The 19025-nt window shown below is 37.9% G+C and carries 18 protein-coding genes and 1 pseudogene; all 19 read right to left on the minus strand.

What is annotated here, in order from left to right; translation table 11 throughout:
• Positions 1 to 615: pseudogene (locus DWY55_RS22280) on the minus strand (LPS biosynthesis protein); the annotation flags it as partial.
• Entirely contained in the window at positions 602 to 1885 is a 1284-nt protein-coding gene (locus DWY55_RS03685) for an oligosaccharide flippase family protein (protein ID WP_117879036.1), read from the minus strand. The pseudogene DWY55_RS22280 and the gene DWY55_RS03685, both read right to left, overlap by 14 nt.
• A gap of 4 nt (positions 1886 to 1889) precedes the next feature.
• Entirely contained in the window at positions 1890 to 3734 is a 1845-nt protein-coding gene (locus DWY55_RS03690; RefSeq protein ID WP_117879035.1) for a hypothetical protein, read from the minus strand.
• Between the two features lie 2 nt (positions 3735 to 3736).
• Positions 3737 to 4825 (minus strand): polysialyltransferase family glycosyltransferase, encoded by a 1089-nt coding sequence (locus DWY55_RS03695; protein WP_117879034.1) that lies wholly within the window; start codon positions 4823 to 4825, stop codon positions 3737 to 3739.
• A gap of 3 nt (positions 4826 to 4828) precedes the next feature.
• Positions 4829 to 6100, minus strand: a complete 1272-nt coding sequence (locus tag DWY55_RS03700) for a protoporphyrinogen/coproporphyrinogen oxidase (RefSeq protein WP_117879033.1) — start codon at positions 6098 to 6100, stop codon at positions 4829 to 4831.
• Position 6101: 1 nt separating this feature from the next.
• Positions 6102 to 7085, minus strand: coding sequence for a glycosyltransferase family 2 protein (locus DWY55_RS03705; protein WP_117879032.1), 984 nt, complete (start codon positions 7083 to 7085; stop codon positions 6102 to 6104).
• Position 7086: 1 nt separating this feature from the next.
• Positions 7087 to 8115, minus strand: a complete 1029-nt coding sequence (pseI, locus tag DWY55_RS03710) for a pseudaminic acid synthase (RefSeq protein WP_117879031.1) — start codon at positions 8113 to 8115, stop codon at positions 7087 to 7089.
• Position 8116: 1 nt separating this feature from the next.
• The gene (locus DWY55_RS03715) at positions 8117 to 8824 is read right to left on the minus strand and encodes a methionyl-tRNA formyltransferase (RefSeq protein ID WP_133303480.1); all 708 of its coding nucleotides are present in this window, start codon (positions 8822 to 8824) and stop codon (positions 8117 to 8119) included.
• A 215-nt stretch (positions 8825 to 9039) separates the two neighbouring features.
• On the minus strand, positions 9040 to 9555 hold the full coding sequence (locus DWY55_RS03720; RefSeq protein ID WP_165859506.1) for a GNAT family N-acetyltransferase: 516 nt from the start codon (positions 9553 to 9555) through the stop codon (positions 9040 to 9042).
• A gap of 1 nt (position 9556) precedes the next feature.
• Positions 9557 to 10510, minus strand: a complete 954-nt coding sequence (gene pseG / locus DWY55_RS03725; protein ID WP_117879028.1) for a UDP-2,4-diacetamido-2,4,6-trideoxy-beta-L-altropyranose hydrolase — start codon at positions 10508 to 10510, stop codon at positions 9557 to 9559.
• Between the two features lie 6 nt (positions 10511 to 10516).
• On the minus strand, positions 10517 to 11737 hold the full coding sequence (locus tag DWY55_RS22170) for an aminotransferase class III-fold pyridoxal phosphate-dependent enzyme (RefSeq protein ID WP_243633635.1): 1221 nt from the start codon (positions 11735 to 11737) through the stop codon (positions 10517 to 10519).
• Between the two features lie 99 nt (positions 11738 to 11836).
• A complete protein-coding gene (locus tag DWY55_RS22175; protein ID WP_207806421.1) occupies positions 11837 to 12616 on the minus strand; it encodes a cytidylyltransferase domain-containing protein in 780 nt (259 codons plus the stop codon).
• 1 nt (position 12617) lies between these two features.
• Positions 12618 to 13454, minus strand: a complete 837-nt coding sequence (locus tag DWY55_RS03735) for an aldo/keto reductase (RefSeq protein WP_117879025.1) — start codon at positions 13452 to 13454, stop codon at positions 12618 to 12620.
• Positions 13455 to 14618: a UDP-4-amino-4,6-dideoxy-N-acetyl-beta-L-altrosamine transaminase gene (gene pseC / locus DWY55_RS03740; RefSeq protein WP_117879024.1), complete on the minus strand. Its 1164-nt coding sequence runs from the start codon at positions 14616 to 14618 to the stop codon at positions 13455 to 13457. It abuts the gene before it with no gap.
• A gap of 6 nt (positions 14619 to 14624) precedes the next feature.
• Positions 14625 to 15650: a UDP-N-acetylglucosamine 4,6-dehydratase (inverting) gene (pseB, locus tag DWY55_RS03745; protein WP_117879023.1), complete on the minus strand. Its 1026-nt coding sequence runs from the start codon at positions 15648 to 15650 to the stop codon at positions 14625 to 14627.
• Between the two features lie 4 nt (positions 15651 to 15654).
• On the minus strand, positions 15655 to 16785 hold the full coding sequence (locus DWY55_RS03750; protein ID WP_117879022.1) for an NAD-dependent epimerase/dehydratase family protein: 1131 nt from the start codon (positions 16783 to 16785) through the stop codon (positions 15655 to 15657).
• Between the two features lie 15 nt (positions 16786 to 16800).
• Positions 16801 to 17895, minus strand: a complete 1095-nt coding sequence (locus tag DWY55_RS03755) for a polysaccharide biosynthesis protein (protein ID WP_117879021.1) — start codon at positions 17893 to 17895, stop codon at positions 16801 to 16803.
• Positions 17896 to 18322: 427 nt separating this feature from the next.
• A complete protein-coding gene (locus DWY55_RS22500; RefSeq protein WP_259321653.1) occupies positions 18323 to 18454 on the minus strand; it encodes a hypothetical protein in 132 nt (43 codons plus the stop codon).
• Between the two features lie 51 nt (positions 18455 to 18505).
• Entirely contained in the window at positions 18506 to 18994 is a 489-nt protein-coding gene (locus DWY55_RS03760) for a UpxZ family transcription anti-terminator antagonist (RefSeq protein ID WP_101545432.1), read from the minus strand.
• Positions 18995 to 19025: the final 31 nt, after the last annotated feature.

The raw sequence follows: 19025 nt of genomic DNA on the forward strand, positions 1-19025 counted from the left end.
TAATAAATATTTTATATTTATATTATTTTTTGAATATAACAAAAATAAAACTGCAATATTTATATACATTTGAAATACACCAGGTTCCCAAAATGGACCATTATTTCTGCCGTTCTCACCATAAGTATCAACACAATAAAAGAACAAGGTTTTGTACTGCCCATCACCTGATGATGGGGCCCATTCCCAAAAGTTTAATCTCATAACTGTAGAGAGCCATATTGGAATAGAAATAATACATATATAATACAAAAGTTTTACATACTTTTGGATAAATAATTCCTTAGGAATCTTTTTAAACAGTATATAGCCTGCCCAAATTTGCAAGATTTTACTTTCATACGATAGTACAAAATCAAAATAAATAAGTTGTGGTATTATTATGAATAAACAAGGGATTAAAACCCATTTTGTTCTATAGTTATCTTTAAATAACTTCCCATTTGCGATGTCTTTCAAAACAATAAATCCACATAAAACTGTGGACAATGCAACTTTAATATTTTGAGACAATGGTATACTCATTGCATCTGTCACAAATACACATAAAAACAGCAGTAAATCAGTTTGATATCTTTGTGCTTTTGTATATGATATGATACTATTTTGATCCATGACAAATGAATATTGTAAACCAAGGTATTTGTTTATACTGATTATATACAATAAGTACTGTAAATAATAATGTTGTAGCATAGACCACTAGAGTTGCCTGAGCAGCTCCTATTGTTCCTCGAGTCGTAATAAATACATAATTTAAAAAAATATTCAGAAATATTGAGAAAATACTCAAAAGAGAATACAGCTTTGTCTTTTTAGAATAATAAATAAAATTCACTAATAGTAGTTGAACACCTAAAATACCATTACAGGCAATAAGCCAGTTAAGATATACAAATGAATCCTCGTAATCTGAACTAACTAATAGTGGCGATGCTAAACGAGCAATGATTATCCACGAAAAAGAGACGATGATTATTATCAATATTAGAGTATAAGTCAATCTCACTATTTTCTTTAAAGATTCACTACTTGCATCCTGTAGTTTTGCATATACCCATGGTGTATAGGCAAGTGCTATCGACCTAACAAAAATATCTATTATCATTGCCAATTGGGTACCCACCGTATATACACCTGCGGCTGATAAACCAATGATATTCGCAATGAATAATTTATCAGTAAACCCAAGAATAGTTCCACGCAAATTCATAGGTAACATAGGAAGTCCAAATACCTTCAACTCCTCTAAAATTAGTTTCTTATCTATCGATGGTATAATACCATTTTTACACAACAAAAGTATCCCAACAACTCCCATAAGTATAGTAGATATCGCAATACCATAAACACGACCTACTACACCAAGACTAAAAAACACTACAAGAATTATGGATAAAAGTGCATTTAAGAAACTCCAACCATTAGTAAATATAGCATAGGCAGTAGCCTTACCCTCAGCTTGATGTAAAGAATTAACGCAATAACAGATAACAGAGAAAAAAGAACCAAGTACTGCCGCTGCTAAATACTGTACAGACACACCACTATATGTTGTGATCTTACTTGAAAATATCACAAATAATACCGAGCATACTGAAAACGAAGATAAAAGCAAAAACAAGTAATTAAATAAAACAGTAGGAAAAGAGTCTCCTTTATCATAGAATTTCCTCATAAGTGCTCCCTCTATACTCAACCCAAAAACCGCTATAAGAAGGTTCATAAGTGCTAAAAACATAGAGACTTCACCATATTCGTCAGTTGACAGATAATTAGTTAGTATCGGCAACATCAAAAAAGGTATAGCCTTATTTATATAAGATGATATGGTATAGATACTTAACTTTTGCAGAAATTTATTTTGGAGAAAAGATACTTTCATTAAATTATTTAAATATACCTTGTTTTATCAATTTTAATCCGTGAATATTCATTGCATAATAGATAATGTGTATAAGAGAATCATCCGATGGAATATGGTCAGTATTGATATATTTAGGAATTACATCTGTATCAGCATCTATTACTTGTTTAATTACAGGTAATATTCTATCCAATTCTGAAGAGTACATCATATTATGTTGGACTCCAGAGTCATTTTTGAGAAATTTATATTTCAAACTCCTCAAAAACAAATAAAAAGAAGAATCTTTTAATCCAAGAGTACGTAAGAATTTACCTACCCTTTCATTGAATGACACCTTTCTATATAATCTGTAATCGGACTTATTTACAATACATTCACGACAATGAGAGAAAAATGGAATATTGAACAAATCTTGTGATAAGTTCTCAATAATCTTCAATTGAAGAGTTCCATAGGCTCTAAACTCATGAGTAGAATCATACAGACATTCACACACCTGTTCTGTACTTAATACTGAAATACACCCTGTTAACTGATTCAGAAAATTGATTAATACTGCATCTGTCGATCTATGGTGAACATATCGTACTTCCTCAAATTGATCCATAGAAAGAGGGGCATCTGGATTGAAACCAAAAGCTCTCAAATCTGATGAAAATCTATCTTTTACATAATCAAATAAATTATGAGAATTAGAATAAAAATCATCCTTCACAAGATATGAGCTATTGGTTCCACTTAATTGATACTCTTGCAAGAAAGCTTGAATGTTTTCAAATGGTTTTTTCCTCTCATTATACTGTTCTCTTATACGCATGCATTCTCCGAAAAGCCCCGTCTCTAAGATCAATGGAATTGAGTTGCCCAAACGTTCATAGGATACAAAAAAATTGGGATTACCACCATAAAACTTATAATCAAAACCATACTTTGCAAAAAGATCGTCCCATAAGTTGAAGTTATCAGGATATACGCATTTCCAATCCATTAATAGAACTGACAACCCCATTTTTTTAGACATAGACTCTACGCACCGGAGATCTCCAACCTCTGTTCCTGTAACTGCTGGAGAATTTCCTTGAGCATGTAGAAGAGTTGGTTTTATACCTGCCGCGAGACATCCTCCAAGTACAACTCTACTATCCAAACCTCCTGTCATGTTTATACCTACATCTTGACCAAAACCTTCAGCTAATTGTCTATAACCATCTTGGATTTTTGAAGCCATAAACTTTGCTGCCGCATTTATATCATTGTACTGTTTATGTTCACGTCGGTATCCAATATTCCTAACTTCAATATTATTTTTTCTTGTATCAATTGAAATAACCTGGCGACCCAATAGTTTTTTTACGTCTTTTACAAACGTATCTTCTCCATAAGGACTGCATTGAAAAGATTCAAGCATTAAGTCATACTCTGATTCATCAAAATCAGATACCCCAAGAAGTACATCTATCAAATCCGAAGAAAGAATAATTCTTCCATTAACAATTCGATAAAATACTTTATATACATGGTATTTATCTACAAAGATTGAAACTACACCATTTTTACATATACACAAACAATAATTGCCCAAGATTTGTTTCCGAAGTTTATCCACATCACCATCAAATGCTTCAAATATTCCCTTCAAGGCTTCTGTTCCAATCAGTTTATTATATGTGAGAGTTCCTGCAGAAATACAATAGTCATTGCCATTTATGTACGCATTTTCAATACGTCTTAGTCTCTTATGATAAGACACTATACTCAAAGATCCGCTCTTTGTTTGCTTATTAACAACAAAGCCTTGCATTTCATTTTTCTTCTCTATTTTTGCAAGAGATTCTATTTGATTTGAAATAACAATTCTTCCCATAGTTACAATTGTTTAAGAAGTAGTACCATCTCTTCAAACGATTCTGGTATAATTACTTTTTTCTTATTGTTGTAGTTCTCACATATTCTTTGTACAAACCTTGAATACTTATCATCCCAGAAATTCTGAGCCCATGGTTGATAAGAATATTCGTTCATTATCATCTTCCCAAGAATAACGATAACAGGTTCCTTTCCATAAATCATCTTTGGAGTAAAAACTGCAGTAGAATTGAGAGTAATTAGAACCAAATCATTTAGATTATCCAAAGCAATAAGAATATCTTCCCATGAGTTCTTACTGTTTTGATCAATAATATAGTTTTGAAATTGGTATTTATCCTTTGGATTTCTTGGGTGCATCCGTACTGTAAGTTGATCCTTTCCTAAAGACTTATAGAGCAAATCAATTATCTGCTTCTCGTCAACCCCCTCAAATTCCGTACTTCGAAAATCATTTTCGAAATATATACCTTTAGTTCTGTATTGAAGTATATTGTCGACCTCTAAAACAGATTTAATATACATTATATCTTCTTCTTGGGCACTTCCAATAGGAATCATTTTGATAATCTCATTGTTAAATGCCAAGTCTGGATTATACATATAGAGATCTTGCAAATAGTCTCCTTCATACTTATATCCCAAGAGATAATACATATACTTTAAGCCATGTACCGTATCGAAAAGTCCTTTAAGATATACTCCTAATCCTTCTTCATAAAAATGAAGTTTTAAGTCAGGATTTGTTCTCTTTAACTTAGAGAATAGCCAAGTGTTGGTTTTCCCTACCCATGTGGAAAACAAGTCTGTATATTCAACATTCTTCACGGAATCTAAGATAAATTTCTGTTTTTTCGTGGTTATTAAAAAATCTCGAATTATTCCTATTCTGGATAATCTATGACACACATCTTCCAAATAGTACACACTATTTACGAAAGGAAGTTTTTGGTATTTACTGATTATGTCATGCATATCACATGCTATGTTCAGTACGAATAAATCAGCCTTTGCTTTAGGATAATGATGTCTCATTATCATCGTTGCGTTAAACATCTGCAACGGTGTCGCTACAATTATTGCAATCATCTTTTATCCAATTTCTTTTGACAGTTTCAATGCTTGAAGCATACAATCCTCCATAGAACAGTAAGTCCACGCACCATAACGTCCGATAGAATATACTTTCTTTTTCGCCATTTCAGCCATATATTCCTTCACCCATTTCTTTCCTTGCTCCGTAATATGTACATAGCCAGGGTTTATCACCAGAGTTTCATGCGCAACTGCCTTTTGATTAGAAACTATACCACAATCCCGTAAATCTTGGAGAGTCTTATGATAATACATATCCTTAATTCTTTCTGTGATCTCTATGTTTGGATCAAAGCCAAGCTCTACATATGTACTACCCTTTGTTTTTGACAAAATATTATTATAAAAACCGACACGATAAAAACAATACTTTTTTTCAGGGAAATAAATCCAATGGCTCGATGTGTCTTCTAATGCAGAATCAAAACCAATGTTATATACTAATACCTGATTATAGCTCAACAAGTTTTCAGAAACTTCGGTATTACAGAGTTCAATAAAAACATTAAGTGGTACAGTATTAATAAGATACTCATATTCTACAGTCATCTCTTCTCCGTCACTCTCAATTGTAGCTTTCTTATTCTCTGTGTCAACACTCTTAACCTCAGTATTAAGCATCAAATTGTTTATGTTAATATCGCTCAACAAAGCCTCAATAAAAACCTGAGCACCTCTCTTTGGATATTCGAAGAAATTATTATATGAAAAATCCCGAGCTTCTTTCATGTTCTTTATAATATCTTTCAAATCGGCATAAGGAAAGAAACGCCCCATGGCATTTGTGTCGAGTTTCTTCAACGAACAAGCATATAGCTTTTCATTATACGGCTTAAGAAAAAGTTCTGTTATACTTTTACCGAATTTTGCATATAACATATCTTCAAAATCCTCAAAGTTTTCCTTTGACTCCTTAAAGTAAAGATCGTATAGGCAATCAATAAAATCCTGCTTCTCTAACTGGTGAATATTTGTCTGGAAAGGATAATCTATACACTTATTTTTAAAGATAATCTTTGTTTCTTTATTACAAAAAACAAGGTCATCAGCTTTTACTCTTTTGTCAAAAAAAGACTTAATTTCCTCATTTGAAAAGTGGAAGAAGTGACCAGCAAAATCCCATACATACTCATTTTTGTAATGTGTACGACATAAACCTCCTGCAGTAGGTTCTTTTTCTATAATTAAATAAGATTTTTCCTTTAAAAACCTAGCAAAGCTTAAGCCAGAAATACCGGCTCCCACGATTAGATATTGCACTTGTTTCATATTAGTGAATAATTTTTTTCAAAAATTCATAACCTTTACGTGAGATGTGAAGCATATTTAAAAATCTCATCTGATTTCTTATACGACTTGTCCTGATAGCCAACTCTTTATTTGAAGCATAGAGTTTTATATAAAAATTATCGCCTAAACTTCGACCTTTTTGTCGATTACTATAATAAACATAGTAAATCAGATAAGTAGTATTTACTACAGCAGATAATCGACGCATAAAATATTCTCTACTGTCTACATTAAACTGTGCAGTATTAAGAATATTAAAGAGTTTATTGAACACTCTTAATCTATGATCTACACACTTTATCATATTATCAGGAGAGACACTTTGCGTCATACTACCGAGACGATAATGATAATAAGATTGTCCTGTAAAAAGGAAGCGATTGGCTTTTAGATATGGAATAGTACAAAACTCTTCATCCACATAGAATGTTTTCTCCTGAATCTGTAATCCAATTTCTCTAAGCATCTCAGTCCGATAACACGTATCAGTCATTGGTATCTGATAACTCTTATCAAGAAGATACTTTAATGTTCGAACTTCTCCTGAAGTTTCGTCGTAATCCCAATGTTCCTCTACTCCTTCGTTCATGTAATTTCGATAGTGACCAGATATAGCGACGTCAACCTCTACATTTCTAAGCTGTTCAACAATCAAATCAATAGCATTTGCATCAACCCAATCATCACCATCAACAACAATCAGATATTTACCTTTTGCTACTTTCAATCCACTATTAATTGTTGAACCATGGCCTCCATTCTCTTTATCAATAACAACGACAGTCTCAGGGTACTCTCCTTTATACTTATTCGCAATCTCAACAGTTTTGTCCGTTGAACCATCACTTACAATTATTAGTTCAATTTCAGATAGAGTCTTACACTGCAAAAAAGACTCAACTGTTTTCTTCAAATACTGTTCTACATTGTATGAAGGGATAATTACAGATAGGACTTTTGTCATATTATTTAAAAATTTTACTATTCAAAACATACTCCAACTTCATTCTCTCGCCCTTCTCCAAATCACGATTAACTTTCTTACCTAAACAGTCGTTGAGGTATTTGGGATGAAGACCATATCCTGGACGAACGGAACGGACATTCAATTCGGTAATGATATCACCAGTCTTCATGTCTTCTGCTACATAGAGTGAGCGGGAGAACTGGCGGCCTTTGATCTGGGAAGGATCTGTTGGGTAGTCAACAACACCCAGAGCCTTCTCTACATTACGGATACTAGTAACCATTGCCTTAAACTCTTCAACAGTCATTGAAAAAGCTGCATCCGGACCTCCAATGGCTCGATCAAGGATGAAGTGCTTCTCGACCATTTCGGCTCCAAGAGCTACTGCTGCAAGAGGCACATCAGAGCCCATAGTGTGGTCAGAGAGGCCTACTTTAACATCAAAACGTTCCTTCATATCAAGCATAGTGCGAAGGTTAACATTCTCCATTGGAGCCGGATAAGCTGATACACAACGAAGGAGAGTAATATCGTGATTGCCTGCTTCGTGACAAACTTTGATAGCAAGCCCAATGTCCTCCATCGTGGCTACTCCGGTAGATATAACCATTGGCTTACCTTTACTTGCAGCATAACGGATGAGATTGACATCGGTTATCTCGAAACTTGCAATTTTCATAATAGGATTACCACACTCCTCAAGAAAGTCAACGGCTGTATTGTCGAATGGTGTAGAGAAACAAACAAGTCCGCATTTCTTTGCCTCGTCGAAGATAGCCTTATGCCACTCCCATGGGGTGTAGGCTTGCTTATAGAGATCATAATACGTAGTGTCGTCCCAAAGGGTTCCGCCATCCACTATAAAGTCTTTCTTTTTGCAATCAAGCGTAAGTGTATCTGCTGTATAAGTTTGAATCTTTACAGCATCTACGCCAGCTTCAGCAATGGCCCTAACAGAAGTCAGTGCGGTCTCGAGTTTATGTCCGTGATTTGCTGATAGTTCAGCTACAATAAATGTCTTACCCATATTATATTGTTTTTAATATCTGCCCTTCTTTAATTGTACCTACGTATTCATAATCTTCCAAGACGATGGCGCCATTCTGCGTTTTGACGATAGGCTTGCTTTCTATTACCGCAAGGACACTCCCATTCGGGGTGATGTCAATGAAGCCATAATCGCTATAGGAAACCTTATGAATGGTTATCTTCTCACTGCCGATGTGCGAGAATGCTCCCGGGTATGGTCGTACTTGAGCCCGTACCCAATTGCGGATACGCTCTTTCTGCCAGTCCCAATTGATACCTCCGTCCTCTGGTGTTCGTTTCCCATAGTATGTAGCTTTTGTGATGTCCTGTTTTGTGGTGGAAATGTTACCTATCTCCATCAAGGTTACGATTTCGTCAACAAGGTTTGGGTAAATTCCATTATACTTCTCTAAGATTGTTGCACCAGTATCTTCATACTCTATTTGAATGTGTATTTGCTTAACAATATCCCCGTCATCGCATTCAGCGCTCATCAAATGTGCTGTAATACCACATTCTTTCTCTCCATTGATGATTGCCCATACATGAGGAGTACGTCCTCTATACTTAGGAAGAAGCGAACCGTGGAAATTGACAGCCACATGTGCCCGTTCTAGGATGTCTTCTTCAAGAATGAACAGGTAATTAATGGAGAGCAAATAATCGAAACGTATCAGTTGATCATCCAACCAATTAGAAGCCTTCAAGCATCTTGGGTTACCCTTGAAGCATTTAAGTGATTGTTGTTCACAATACCCTACAATTCCATCAGAATGAGAATCGGTAAGCACACTAACAATATTTATACCTTTATCGCGAAGCCTCTGTTACACTATGTATCCAAGATTTCCTGATACACACAAGCAATAAGTGTAGTTCTGCATAATAATCGACTTTCAGACTACTGCAGGACGCTTATTGCCTATTGTGCATTAAGAGTTTTTGGATTTACCTCATAGTAATTATATTCAGAATCACTCTCATACAGCCTGAACCCGAGTTTTAGATTTAGGCGATTGTTGCGTTCATTGAATTTCTTTACTTTTTCGATAATTCGTTGCAGTAATCCTTGTTTGAAAAGATAGTCTATAAACTCATATTTCATCAGAGTACCATAGCCGTGTCCTTGTTCAGAAGGGAAAATATATTGGCCGGACTCTGCAGTTTTTTCAACACTGCCATTTATAATACACTGATTACCAATCAGTTTATTCCCTATAATTTCATAAACACCATAGTAAGCCTTTTCGCTATTCTGCAACAGCGAAGTGACAAACTTCTGATGCCCTTCAAACGGAAACGGTTCGGGATTGTCCATATACATTCTAATCCCAGGATCATTACGCATCTGCCAAATAGTTTTGTGCTCACTATCAGACAAGAGTGTATAACTCTTGAAACAAAAATGTTCCGTATGTATGATTGATGGATAAGCCATACTATAGTTGTTTGAATATCTCAATATATTTTGAGACGATATTTGTGAAAGCCACTTGTACATACAATGAACTTTCAGAAAGTTGGTCTATGATACTAGAATGAATATTCTCTGCTATATTGCCCAATCCCAAAATAAAACCATTGCGGCTCCATTCATCGTGATAAGGCTGTTGGTTACTTACAAAGAAACCTGCTGCAACCTTACAGCGGCAGGCTAACGCTTCAATACAAACAGAACTTGATGGCAAAATAGCGTATTGCGCTTTACACATAACGTCAGCCATCTCCTCGGCGGTCAAGTTCTTCTCAATAGTTGCCTTTGGGTAATTTTTGAGGTTTTCTATATACTTATAAGCATCACCAATGACAACAGTGATACTGTCAACACGAGGATCATCATGGATTGCCTGCAATGCTTTTTCCGTCAAGTTAAGATAATCTGTTCCTCCAAATGAAATAAACCAACTATTGGGATTTTTAACGGTACTTGAAGCTTGGATAAAAGGTTTGCGAAGTAGAGCATAGTCGAGACCAAGGCAGAGGCGTGTATATGATTCTATATCAAATAGTTTCTTATCTATCAAGCCGTGGTTGATTACTACATCTGCATAATAATGCTTGTCGTGCATATCATCAATACAAACAAGTTTACATCCTTTCTCCTTGATCTGTTTCTGGTACTCTGAGGTATAAAAATAGTTATCAAGTACAACGAATTCTTCGCCTTTAAGACAGTCTATGAATTCTTCAAACTTGCTATCGTCGGATGGTAAAGCTACGAGAGGACATACTTCCTCAGCCTCCCTCTGCTGATATTCAGAGGGAGACTGAGTGAAGAATGTACAATCAAAATCGTCTCGGAGCATGTCAGCAAGTGCAAGGGTACGGATGAAATGTCCGTAACCTATCTGTGCGCCTGCGTCTGCCCGAAAGAAGATTTTCCGTCTAGTCATTTGGACTTAGTTAAGTCGCTTAAAACCGGCTTGACATACAGGGCCTTCAAGAGCCTCCATTACATTTTTACCATCTTCAAAGTCGCGAATATCTGCAAAAACAGGATCAAGAGCCTCGAAATAGCCATCGAGTATTTCCTGCGTATGAGCAAGTGAAGTGTACATGAGCGTTCCTGCAAGGTAACCCTTCTTAAGCATCTCCTGGGTCACATAAGTCTTGTATGCAAGAGCATTAGGAGAGTCGAATGTGTAACCGGCAAGTGCAGGAATACCCCATTGGTTTATCTTCAAACCATACTTGTCAGCTAGTGTCTGCCAACGTTTCTTATTCTGAAGCCCCTTTGCGGTTATCTGTTCCCAAGACTTTTCCTTCTCCATTACATCGAGCGCTGCAAGTGCTGCGGTAGGTCCAATACGGTCGGTCCAGAAGGTAGAACTAATCCAAGAACCTTGAGCTGCATCCATTATTTCTTTCTTTCCAAGAACTGCAGCAATAACGTATCCGTTACCCATAGTCTTAGAATAGATGGTCATATCTGGATAAATACCATATTTCTTGTGGAGTCCACCAAATGTCTCTCGGAAACCTGAAGTACACTCATCGAAAATGAGTATTACCCCATATTTGTTGCAAAGATTGCGAATATGTTCAAGATAGCCCTCAGCAGGACCGAAATTACGGCAAACCTCCATCTTGACAGCTGCAAGATCAGGCGTATTGCGGATTATTTTCTCAATCTCTTCAAAGTCGTTATAGTGGAAAGGAATAGATGAACCACGGAGTCCCTTAGGAACGCCTGCTGTAGGAATACCAGGGAGAAGGTGTCCCGCAAGAGCATCGTTCTCGCCAAGGTTTACAGATACATACCAGTCGTGCCAACCGTGATAGCCACAGATTGCCACCTTATCCTTACCAGTATAGGCACGTGCAATACGTACGCACATAGAGTTGGCTTCGCCACCACCACGGGTGTATCGTACACCACCAGCCCATGGATTCATCTTGATGAGTCGTTCTGCAAGATAAACTTCTTCAGGACAGTTGAAAGTGGTAAGGTTACCGTCACGAACAACCTTCATCACAGCTTCATCAACCTCCTCACGAGCATATCCAAGTGTATTGGTACCCACACCCATAAGACCGCAGTCGATATACTCACGGCCGTCAAGATCCCATACGCGGCATCCCTTTGACTTGCTATAATATGCCGGCCAATTCTCGGGCAATAACTGCTCAGGTCTTTTTGATAACAACGATGTTCCTCCGGGAATCAACGTTTTTGCTTTTTTGTAAAGCTCTTGTCCTTTACCCATTGTATTGAATATTTATTTGTTAATTACAGAATCGTTTGCAATTGATTTGGCGTAGCCCTCATTGTTCGAGAACCTGCTATTGATTGCATAGACTTCCTTATGTTCAAGGAGGTAGTCAATATAGGTCTTCCAGTCCTTGTCTATACCGAGTTTCTCAATAAGAGTCTTTATTACCTCAAAATCTTCTAGCTCATCTATAGTAATACGATAGTCATCTGCATTGAAATTGCCAGCCGGATTCGGATAATTATAGGTCTTGAAAATGTTACCTCTGTTAGCAGTTCCGTTCTTCCAGATATAAGGAGTGACGTGCTCGCGCTCAGATTTCAAGTCAGCCTCTTTATACGCCTTCTCAATAGCAGAAAATTTCATAACTTCCGTATCGAGACCATCAGGGAAACTTTTTGCATCAGTATGCACATAATCATATTCTGGATGTTCAAGTGCGAATGTAACTACGGCATCAATAATATCTGGATCAATCAAAGGGCAGTCTGAAGTAAGCCTGATCACATAATCAGGCTTTTCTGATACTGCCGTTCCGTAAAAACGTGAAAGTACATCGTCAACAGAACCTTTGAAGTAATCAACACCAATCTTGTTGGCAACCTCCACAATGTATTTAGAGCCTTCTTCGTCAGTGGTGGCAATCTTGAGTTTGCTAACCGTTTTTGACTGAAGGATGCGTTTGAGATGAATTTCGAGAAGCGTCTGTCCGTTCACCTCCTTAAGGATCTTTGCAGGTAGACGGGTAGACCCATAACGTGCCTGGGTAATAGCTAAAATCTTCATATTATTTCCAATTAATTGGTTTTAATAATTCTGTATTTTCAACCTTTATATCAAGATTAATTTCTACATCCTTTACAGAAGCAAAATTCTGAAGAAGCTGTTCTTTGTTGTCCACTCCTATCAATACGCCATCTATATATGGATTATGGAGGTTGTAGTTAAGAGCAAGGTCTCCTATAGAGATACCTTTGCTTGCCGCATATTCATCGAGCTGAATGAGATACTTCTTGAGCGGTTGAAGTTTCTCAGGAAGTGTTTCCCTATCCTTGAAGAAAAGTCCCTGGAGGAAGGTACTGCGGACATGTATCTCCACATCCATTTCCTTAAGTTGCTTGAAGTATGGTTCAAACTGACGGTCGAAGATATTATAGGGTACCTGAATGAGCGAGAAAGGAATGCCATCGTTGAGAATCAAATCAAGTTCCCAAGGCTCATAGAGAGAAAAACCAATGCGATCTACCTTACCTTCTTTCTGAAGCTGAACGAAGTCATTCCAGACGGACTTGTTTTCGCAATAGACTTCAAAATGATGAAGAAGATACCCATAAAAGTGATTTGTACCAAGAAGCTTCAAAGAATTGTTGAAAGCCTCGGCAACCGACTTATCGCACTTGGGATACTTACTGACAATCTTAAAAGATTCGCCAGCTTCTACATCACCCAGGACTTCTTCTGCATTGCCATAGGCCGAGGAAGTATCCAAAATCAAGATACCTCCCGCCTTGGCATTGTTTAGTATATCTGATACTTGTTTTATTGAAGGACGACCAGCGGAATTTATTCCGTATTGGAGTCCAAACTGAACGGTACCGAGGACAAGTTTACTTGAAATACTCATTTACTTGCAAATAAACTCTTTAACCTTACTGATTACATACTGCTGCTGCTCTTCCGTGAGAGTTGGGAACATAGGCAAAGCAAGGCAATGCTTGTAATAGTCCTCAACGACTGGCAGGTCACCCTCCTTGTTGCCAAACTGCCTGTAGTACGGCATGAGATTAAGTGGATAATAGAGTACCTGCGCGAAGATATTGTTCTCACGAAGAAAGTTATAGAGACCGAGGCGGTCTTCCACCTGAATGACATAGAGGTGATAAGCATGATAAACATCAGAAGCCTCGTATGGAGTCTTGATTCCTGGAATGTTTGCGAATGCCTTATTGTACTTACGGACAAGTTCACGCCGGATTTCTACATTTTTGCGTGCACGCTTGAGTTGTGAGGTTCCGAGAGCAGCCTGAATATCAGTGATACGATAGTTGTATCCGAGTTCCTGCATTTCGTAGTACCAAAGACCATCTTCGCGCTGGAGCTTATCTGCATCGTGGGTAATACCATGAGTACGATAGAGAGCCATCTTCTTGTAGTATTCCTTGTTCTGGGTACAAGCCATACCGCCCTCACCGGTAGTGATATGCTTAACTGGATGGAAAGAAAAGACGGTTATGTCGGAATATTTACCACATCCGCAATACACCTTCTCGCCAGTAGAGTCAATAAAGTATGCTCCAGGAGCATGACAAGCATCTTCGAGTATCCACATACCGTATTCGTCGGCCACCTTGCGGTACTCCTCCATATTGTGAGGATAACCGGCAAAATCCACGAGTACCATACCTTTGTAAGTACCCTTAGGAACAGCAGAAAGAGTCTCCTTAAGTTTATTGATATCAAGGAGATAAGTTTCAGGGGCGATATCAACAAACTTAACGTTACCCCCACAGAAGCGAATACAGTTGGCAGAAGAAGCAAAAGTCATAGGAGTACAGATGACATTATCACCTTCCTTAACGCCCAATGCCATGACAGCAATGTGAAGAGCAGCAGTAGCATTGCAAACTGCTACAGAATACTTTGCATGTACATATTCATTGAATGTTTCTTCAAATTTAGCAATAGCAGGACCACAAGTGAGGTAATCACCTCTCAAAGTCTCAACAACTGCCTGAATGTCGTCTTCGGAAATGAATTGACGGCCATATGAAATGGGTTTGTCTATCATAAGTAACTAGAATTTTATTGGCGGTTTAATGTAGAGGTGAATCTTTTCACGAAGGGATTCTACCGTTTCAAATACAGGATTCTCATTAGAGCAATAGTGAAAGCCATCAGCAACAGTTTGAGCATTATAGTGTTCAAGGTAGTTGTCTAATGCTCGATGACCAGTATACGTTAGCGAAGGTAAGATAGCGTAGTAACCATCCATTTCTATTGTATTTCCACTTTCTGCTCTTGAAATGAGTTCCTCATAAATTTTCTCACCTGGACGAATACCAATCTCCTCATGTTTCATATTAGGTGCAATAGCAGTAGCCAAGTCTGTAACACGGTAAGAAGGAGTCTTCGGAACAAATATTTCACCCCCCAAGTGATGCTCAAGGGCAAACTCAACCGCTGTTACTACCTCTTGATTAGAAATAATGAAACGAGTCATTCGCTTATCGGTAATAGGAAGGCTACGACCACCCAATTCCTTACGTTTAAGGAAAAGAGGAATAACAGAACCCTTGCTCCCCATCACGTTGCCATAACGGACCACAGAAAAATGAATATCCTTAGCTCCTTTCATGTTGTTAGCAGCCACAAAGAGTTTATCGGACACTAATTGAGTTGCTCCATAAAGATTGAGAGGAGCACATGCCTTATCTGATGAAAGAGCAATCACATCATGCACACCGGTTTTGAGTGCGGCATCAATAACATTCTCAGCACCACCGATATTAGTTTTTACACACTCCTCTGGGTTGTATTCTGCAGCCTCGATTGAAGCAATGGTTGCTGCATGGATGACAATATCAACCCCTTCACAAGCACGAATCAAACGTTCACGATCACGCACATCACCAATAAAAAAACGAAGTTGAGAGAACTGCTTCTCAGGATAGAGTTGCTGTATCTCATTATGTTTCTGTACATCGCGTGAAAAGACGATGATGCGTCTCACGTTTGGGTAATCGCGGAGAATGATCTCTATAAAACAACGACCAAAGAGTCCAGAACCACCTGTAATCAAAATAGATTTATTATTAAACATGGATTTAATCTTTCTTTGGTTCTACAAAATCGCAATAAGTATCAGGACGGTTAGGATCAAAACATCCATTAGCCCAAATGACGGTAACCATATCCTCAGTATCAGATAGATTAATAAGGTTGTGTGTATAACCCGCAATCATCTCTACCACTTCGAGTTTCTTGCCACTCACCTCATAATTGAGTACGGGATAAAGCTGACCATTTTCGTCGAAACCTTCCTTACGAAGTTGGATAAGGCCATGGCCACTCACTACAAGAAATCGCTCCACAAGGTTGTGGTGCCAATGTTGTCCCTTTGTGACTCCAGGTTTATTGATATTGATGCTAACCTGACCGTGGTTCTCGGTACGAATGAATTCAGAAAATGAGCCACGATCATCAGTCCTCATCTCAAGTGGATAAGATATCTTATTTTCTGGAAGATAAGAGACGAAGGTACTATAGAGTGCCTTACGGAATCCATCAGAAACGCAAGGAATCTGTAGGTCGTAACGCCCCTTATCGAATGAATAAAGAAGATCTACGATATCACCTAGACGTACCTTATATACATTAGGCACATAACAGTACTTACCCTCCTTATATTCCTTACCAACAAGACAAGAGATCAAACTATCGACTACATCGTCAATATATGAAACATTTAGCATTAAGTTAGGATCGTCCACCTGGATGGGGTGTCCATTTGCTATGTCATTACACATGCATGAAACTATATCAACATCTGCAAGATCGCTCCATTTGCCAAACAAATTTGGAAAACGATAGACAAGGACTTTAGCTCCAGTTTCCTGAGAATACTGAAACATAAGCTCTTCATATACTTTCTTTGACTGACCGTATGAATTATCAAGAGCTGCCAAAGAAGACGAACTGATCATAACAGGACAGGTATTACTATATTCCTTTAGTGTATCGAGTAATGAGGTTATGTTAGCCAAATTGAAAACAAAGTCTGTATCTTTGCACCATTCGTCCAGCTTCTCTGGAGTACTATTAATGTCATACTCATAAATGGCTTCGATAGGTTTGAGCAGTTTGTACCAACGTGCCTTCTGGTCAGCAATATTATGAAGTTGAGAGCAAAGGTTCTTTCCTATGAATCCCTTTGCTCCTGTTACCAATATTTTCATTAGTCAACAAAACTATTATTCAGAACGAATTTCTTTTGCCTTAGCCCGTGACTGAAGTCCAAGATCCTCACGAATAAAGGTCAGTTTATGCAAAAGTACTTTCATACTTTCTACATCAAGACGAGTAGTATTGTGACTATGATATTCCTCCATCTTTTCAATCTCTGGATTACCACCTTCAACCTTATCGTAGTTAAGATCGCGACCATCGCAAGGGATACGATAGTAATCACCCATATCGATTGCACGTGCCATCTCCTCACGAGTTACAAGAGTTTCATAAAGTTTCTCACCATGACGAGTGCCAATAACCTTAACCTCTGTATCAAGATATTTAGGATCAAGTTCTGCATACGTTTCCTTCAAAGCTTGAGCAAGAATATCAAGTGTAACGGCGGGTGCTTTCTGAACGAAAAGATCACCATTTTCACCATGTTCAAAAGCATAAATAACAAGATCAACAGCATCATTAAGAGTCATCATAAAACGGGTCATGTTTGGATCAGTTATAGTAATAGATTTACCCTCCATCATTTGCTCAACCCAAAGAGGAATTACAGAACCACGGCTAGCCATTACGTTACCATAACGAGTACAACAGATAGTTGTGTCTGCATTAGCACCAAGCTGCCGCCCCTTTGCTGTAGCAACCTTCTCCATCATAGCCTTAGAAATACCCATGGCATTAATAGGATATGCAGCCTTGTCTGTAGAAAGAACAACGATATTCTTTACACCATGTTCTATAGCTGATTCAAGTACATTATTTGTACCATATACGTTGGTTTCAACAGCCTGTATTGGGAAAAACTCGCAAGAAGGAACCTGCTTAAGAGCAGCTGCAGAGAAAATATAATCCACGCCACCACGCATCACAATATCAACACTCTTACGATCACGAACGTCACCAATATAGAATTTCACTTTATTTACAATATTAATAGGATAGGTATCCTGAAGATGATGACGCATGTCATCCTGTTTTTTCTCATCACGTGAAAAGATACGAATCTCCTTAATATCACTCTCAAGGAAGCGCTTAAGTACCATGTTACCAAATGAACCAGTACCACCTGTAATTAACAGGGTTTTACCTGCAAAACAACTCATAATATCTAATTGTTTAATTGGGTTATACTATTATAATTCTTTTCTATTTTTATAGATCCTCTGCGGTTTTTCAATACCGATAATATCAAAAAATGGACATTCAGAAGGACATAGACTGATATGACTACCATATCTTCGTTCCAAAAGAACTCGAAGAGTTGATAGCTTATATCTCAAAGACGAACAAAATTGTCTTCGGTGCCATAGGATATAAATACTTTAAAAATTTCTTCTTCTGATGAGGTACATCCACTCTTTGTTGCTCATTGTCTGTTATCTATACTGGAAAGTTGACACCTACTAGGTAAATACTCAAATTTCTGCAAATCATGTTCCAATTGCCATCATACAAAAATTTTGCAAGATAAACCTTGTACATCATAGCTGATAGATGTGTGACTTCTCAAAATGAGAGTTATTATTTGAATCATAAAGATTGGTTGATGATGGAATAGCGGATGAACTCACCGGGAATATTATCGAGATCAGCAATGAGGAAAAGAGGCTCGGACTTACCACGGTAGTACATCGAATTATCAGGGAGATACTCACCAGACATAGTAAAGAAATATTTTTTTTCCTCTAAGGAAAGACTAATTTCTCGTTTCTTCTACTCCTCAATATACTCCCATGGATAAGGATTATCCACCACATTCTCAAACTCCTCGATGGCCTCCTGCTGTTCGGGAGTGAGTGATTTCCCATCCCAACCGGCAATGATTTTACGGGCTTCATCGGCCAAGGGTTCATCATAGACCTCACCATAACAGGCGGTGAGAAGACGGAGTTTCAACAGTGAGGCGGGAAGAGCCTCAAGAAGGTCCCAACAACGGTTCAGGACTGCCTGGACATGTCCCTGCTTTTCACCATGGTCGATGAAGGAAGCGTTGTAGCCCATCAGAAGGGCGAGACAGACATTCGCCTGTTCCTCGACAGTGGAACCTTGGAATACGGAATTGTACAAAGAGGTGGTCAGGCGATAAACCTCACCGTTACGACGGGAAAGGTCATCGCTGTAGACGGGACTGCCGTCCATACCCAAATACATCAGATCGTGCGCGGCACGCTGAAGCGTAAGTGTTTCTTCAGAAAGAGACATATTGTTTATGATTGATGTTTATTTATTAATT

Origin of the sequence: Bacteroides sp. AF25-38AC (assembly GCF_003602995.1) — a bacterium.
Taxonomy (GTDB): domain Bacteria; phylum Bacteroidota; class Bacteroidia; order Bacteroidales; family Bacteroidaceae; genus Bacteroides; species Bacteroides uniformis.

Excerpts from the sequence above, each read along its gene's own strand:
- DWY55_RS03705 (WP_117879032.1), bottom strand. The coding sequence starts at position 7,085 with ATGACAAAAGTCCTATCTGTAATTATCCCTTCATACAATGTAGAACAG.
- DWY55_RS03735 (WP_117879025.1), bottom strand. The coding sequence starts at position 13,454 with ATGAGTATTTCAAGTAAACTTGTCCTCGGTACCGTTCAGTTTGGACTC.
- DWY55_RS03690 (WP_117879035.1), bottom strand. The coding sequence starts at position 3,734 with ATGGGAAGAATTGTTATTTCAAATCAAATAGAATCTCTTGCAAAAATA.
- DWY55_RS22500 (WP_259321653.1), bottom strand. The coding sequence starts at position 18,454 with ATGTCTGGTGAGTATCTCCCTGATAATTCGATGTACTACCGTGGTAAG.
- DWY55_RS03720 (WP_165859506.1), bottom strand. The coding sequence starts at position 9,555 with ATGGCTTATCCATCAATCATACATACGGAACATTTTTGTTTCAAGAGT.
- DWY55_RS03760 (WP_101545432.1), bottom strand. The coding sequence starts at position 18,994 with ATGTCTCTTTCTGAAGAAACACTTACGCTTCAGCGTGCCGCGCACGAT.
- DWY55_RS03700 (WP_117879033.1), bottom strand. The coding sequence starts at position 6,100 with ATGAAACAAGTGCAATATCTAATCGTGGGAGCCGGTATTTCTGGCTTA.
- pseB (WP_117879023.1), bottom strand. The coding sequence starts at position 15,650 with ATGTTTAATAATAAATCTATTTTGATTACAGGTGGTTCTGGACTCTTT.
- DWY55_RS03685 (WP_117879036.1), bottom strand. The coding sequence starts at position 1,885 with ATGAAAGTATCTTTTCTCCAAAATAAATTTCTGCAAAAGTTAAGTATC.
- DWY55_RS03695 (WP_117879034.1), bottom strand. The coding sequence starts at position 4,825 with ATGATTGCAATAATTGTAGCGACACCGTTGCAGATGTTTAACGCAACG.
- pseI (WP_117879031.1), bottom strand. The coding sequence starts at position 8,115 with ATGGGTAAGACATTTATTGTAGCTGAACTATCAGCAAATCACGGACAT.
- pseG (WP_117879028.1), bottom strand. The coding sequence starts at position 10,510 with ATGACTAGACGGAAAATCTTCTTTCGGGCAGACGCAGGCGCACAGATA.
- DWY55_RS22175 (WP_207806421.1), bottom strand. The coding sequence starts at position 12,616 with ATGAAGATTTTAGCTATTACCCAGGCACGTTATGGGTCTACCCGTCTA.
- DWY55_RS03750 (WP_117879022.1), bottom strand. The coding sequence starts at position 16,785 with ATGAAAATATTGGTAACAGGAGCAAAGGGATTCATAGGAAAGAACCTT.
- DWY55_RS03755 (WP_117879021.1), bottom strand. The coding sequence starts at position 17,895 with ATGAGTTGTTTTGCAGGTAAAACCCTGTTAATTACAGGTGGTACTGGT.
- pseC (WP_117879024.1), bottom strand. The coding sequence starts at position 14,618 with ATGATAGACAAACCCATTTCATATGGCCGTCAATTCATTTCCGAAGAC.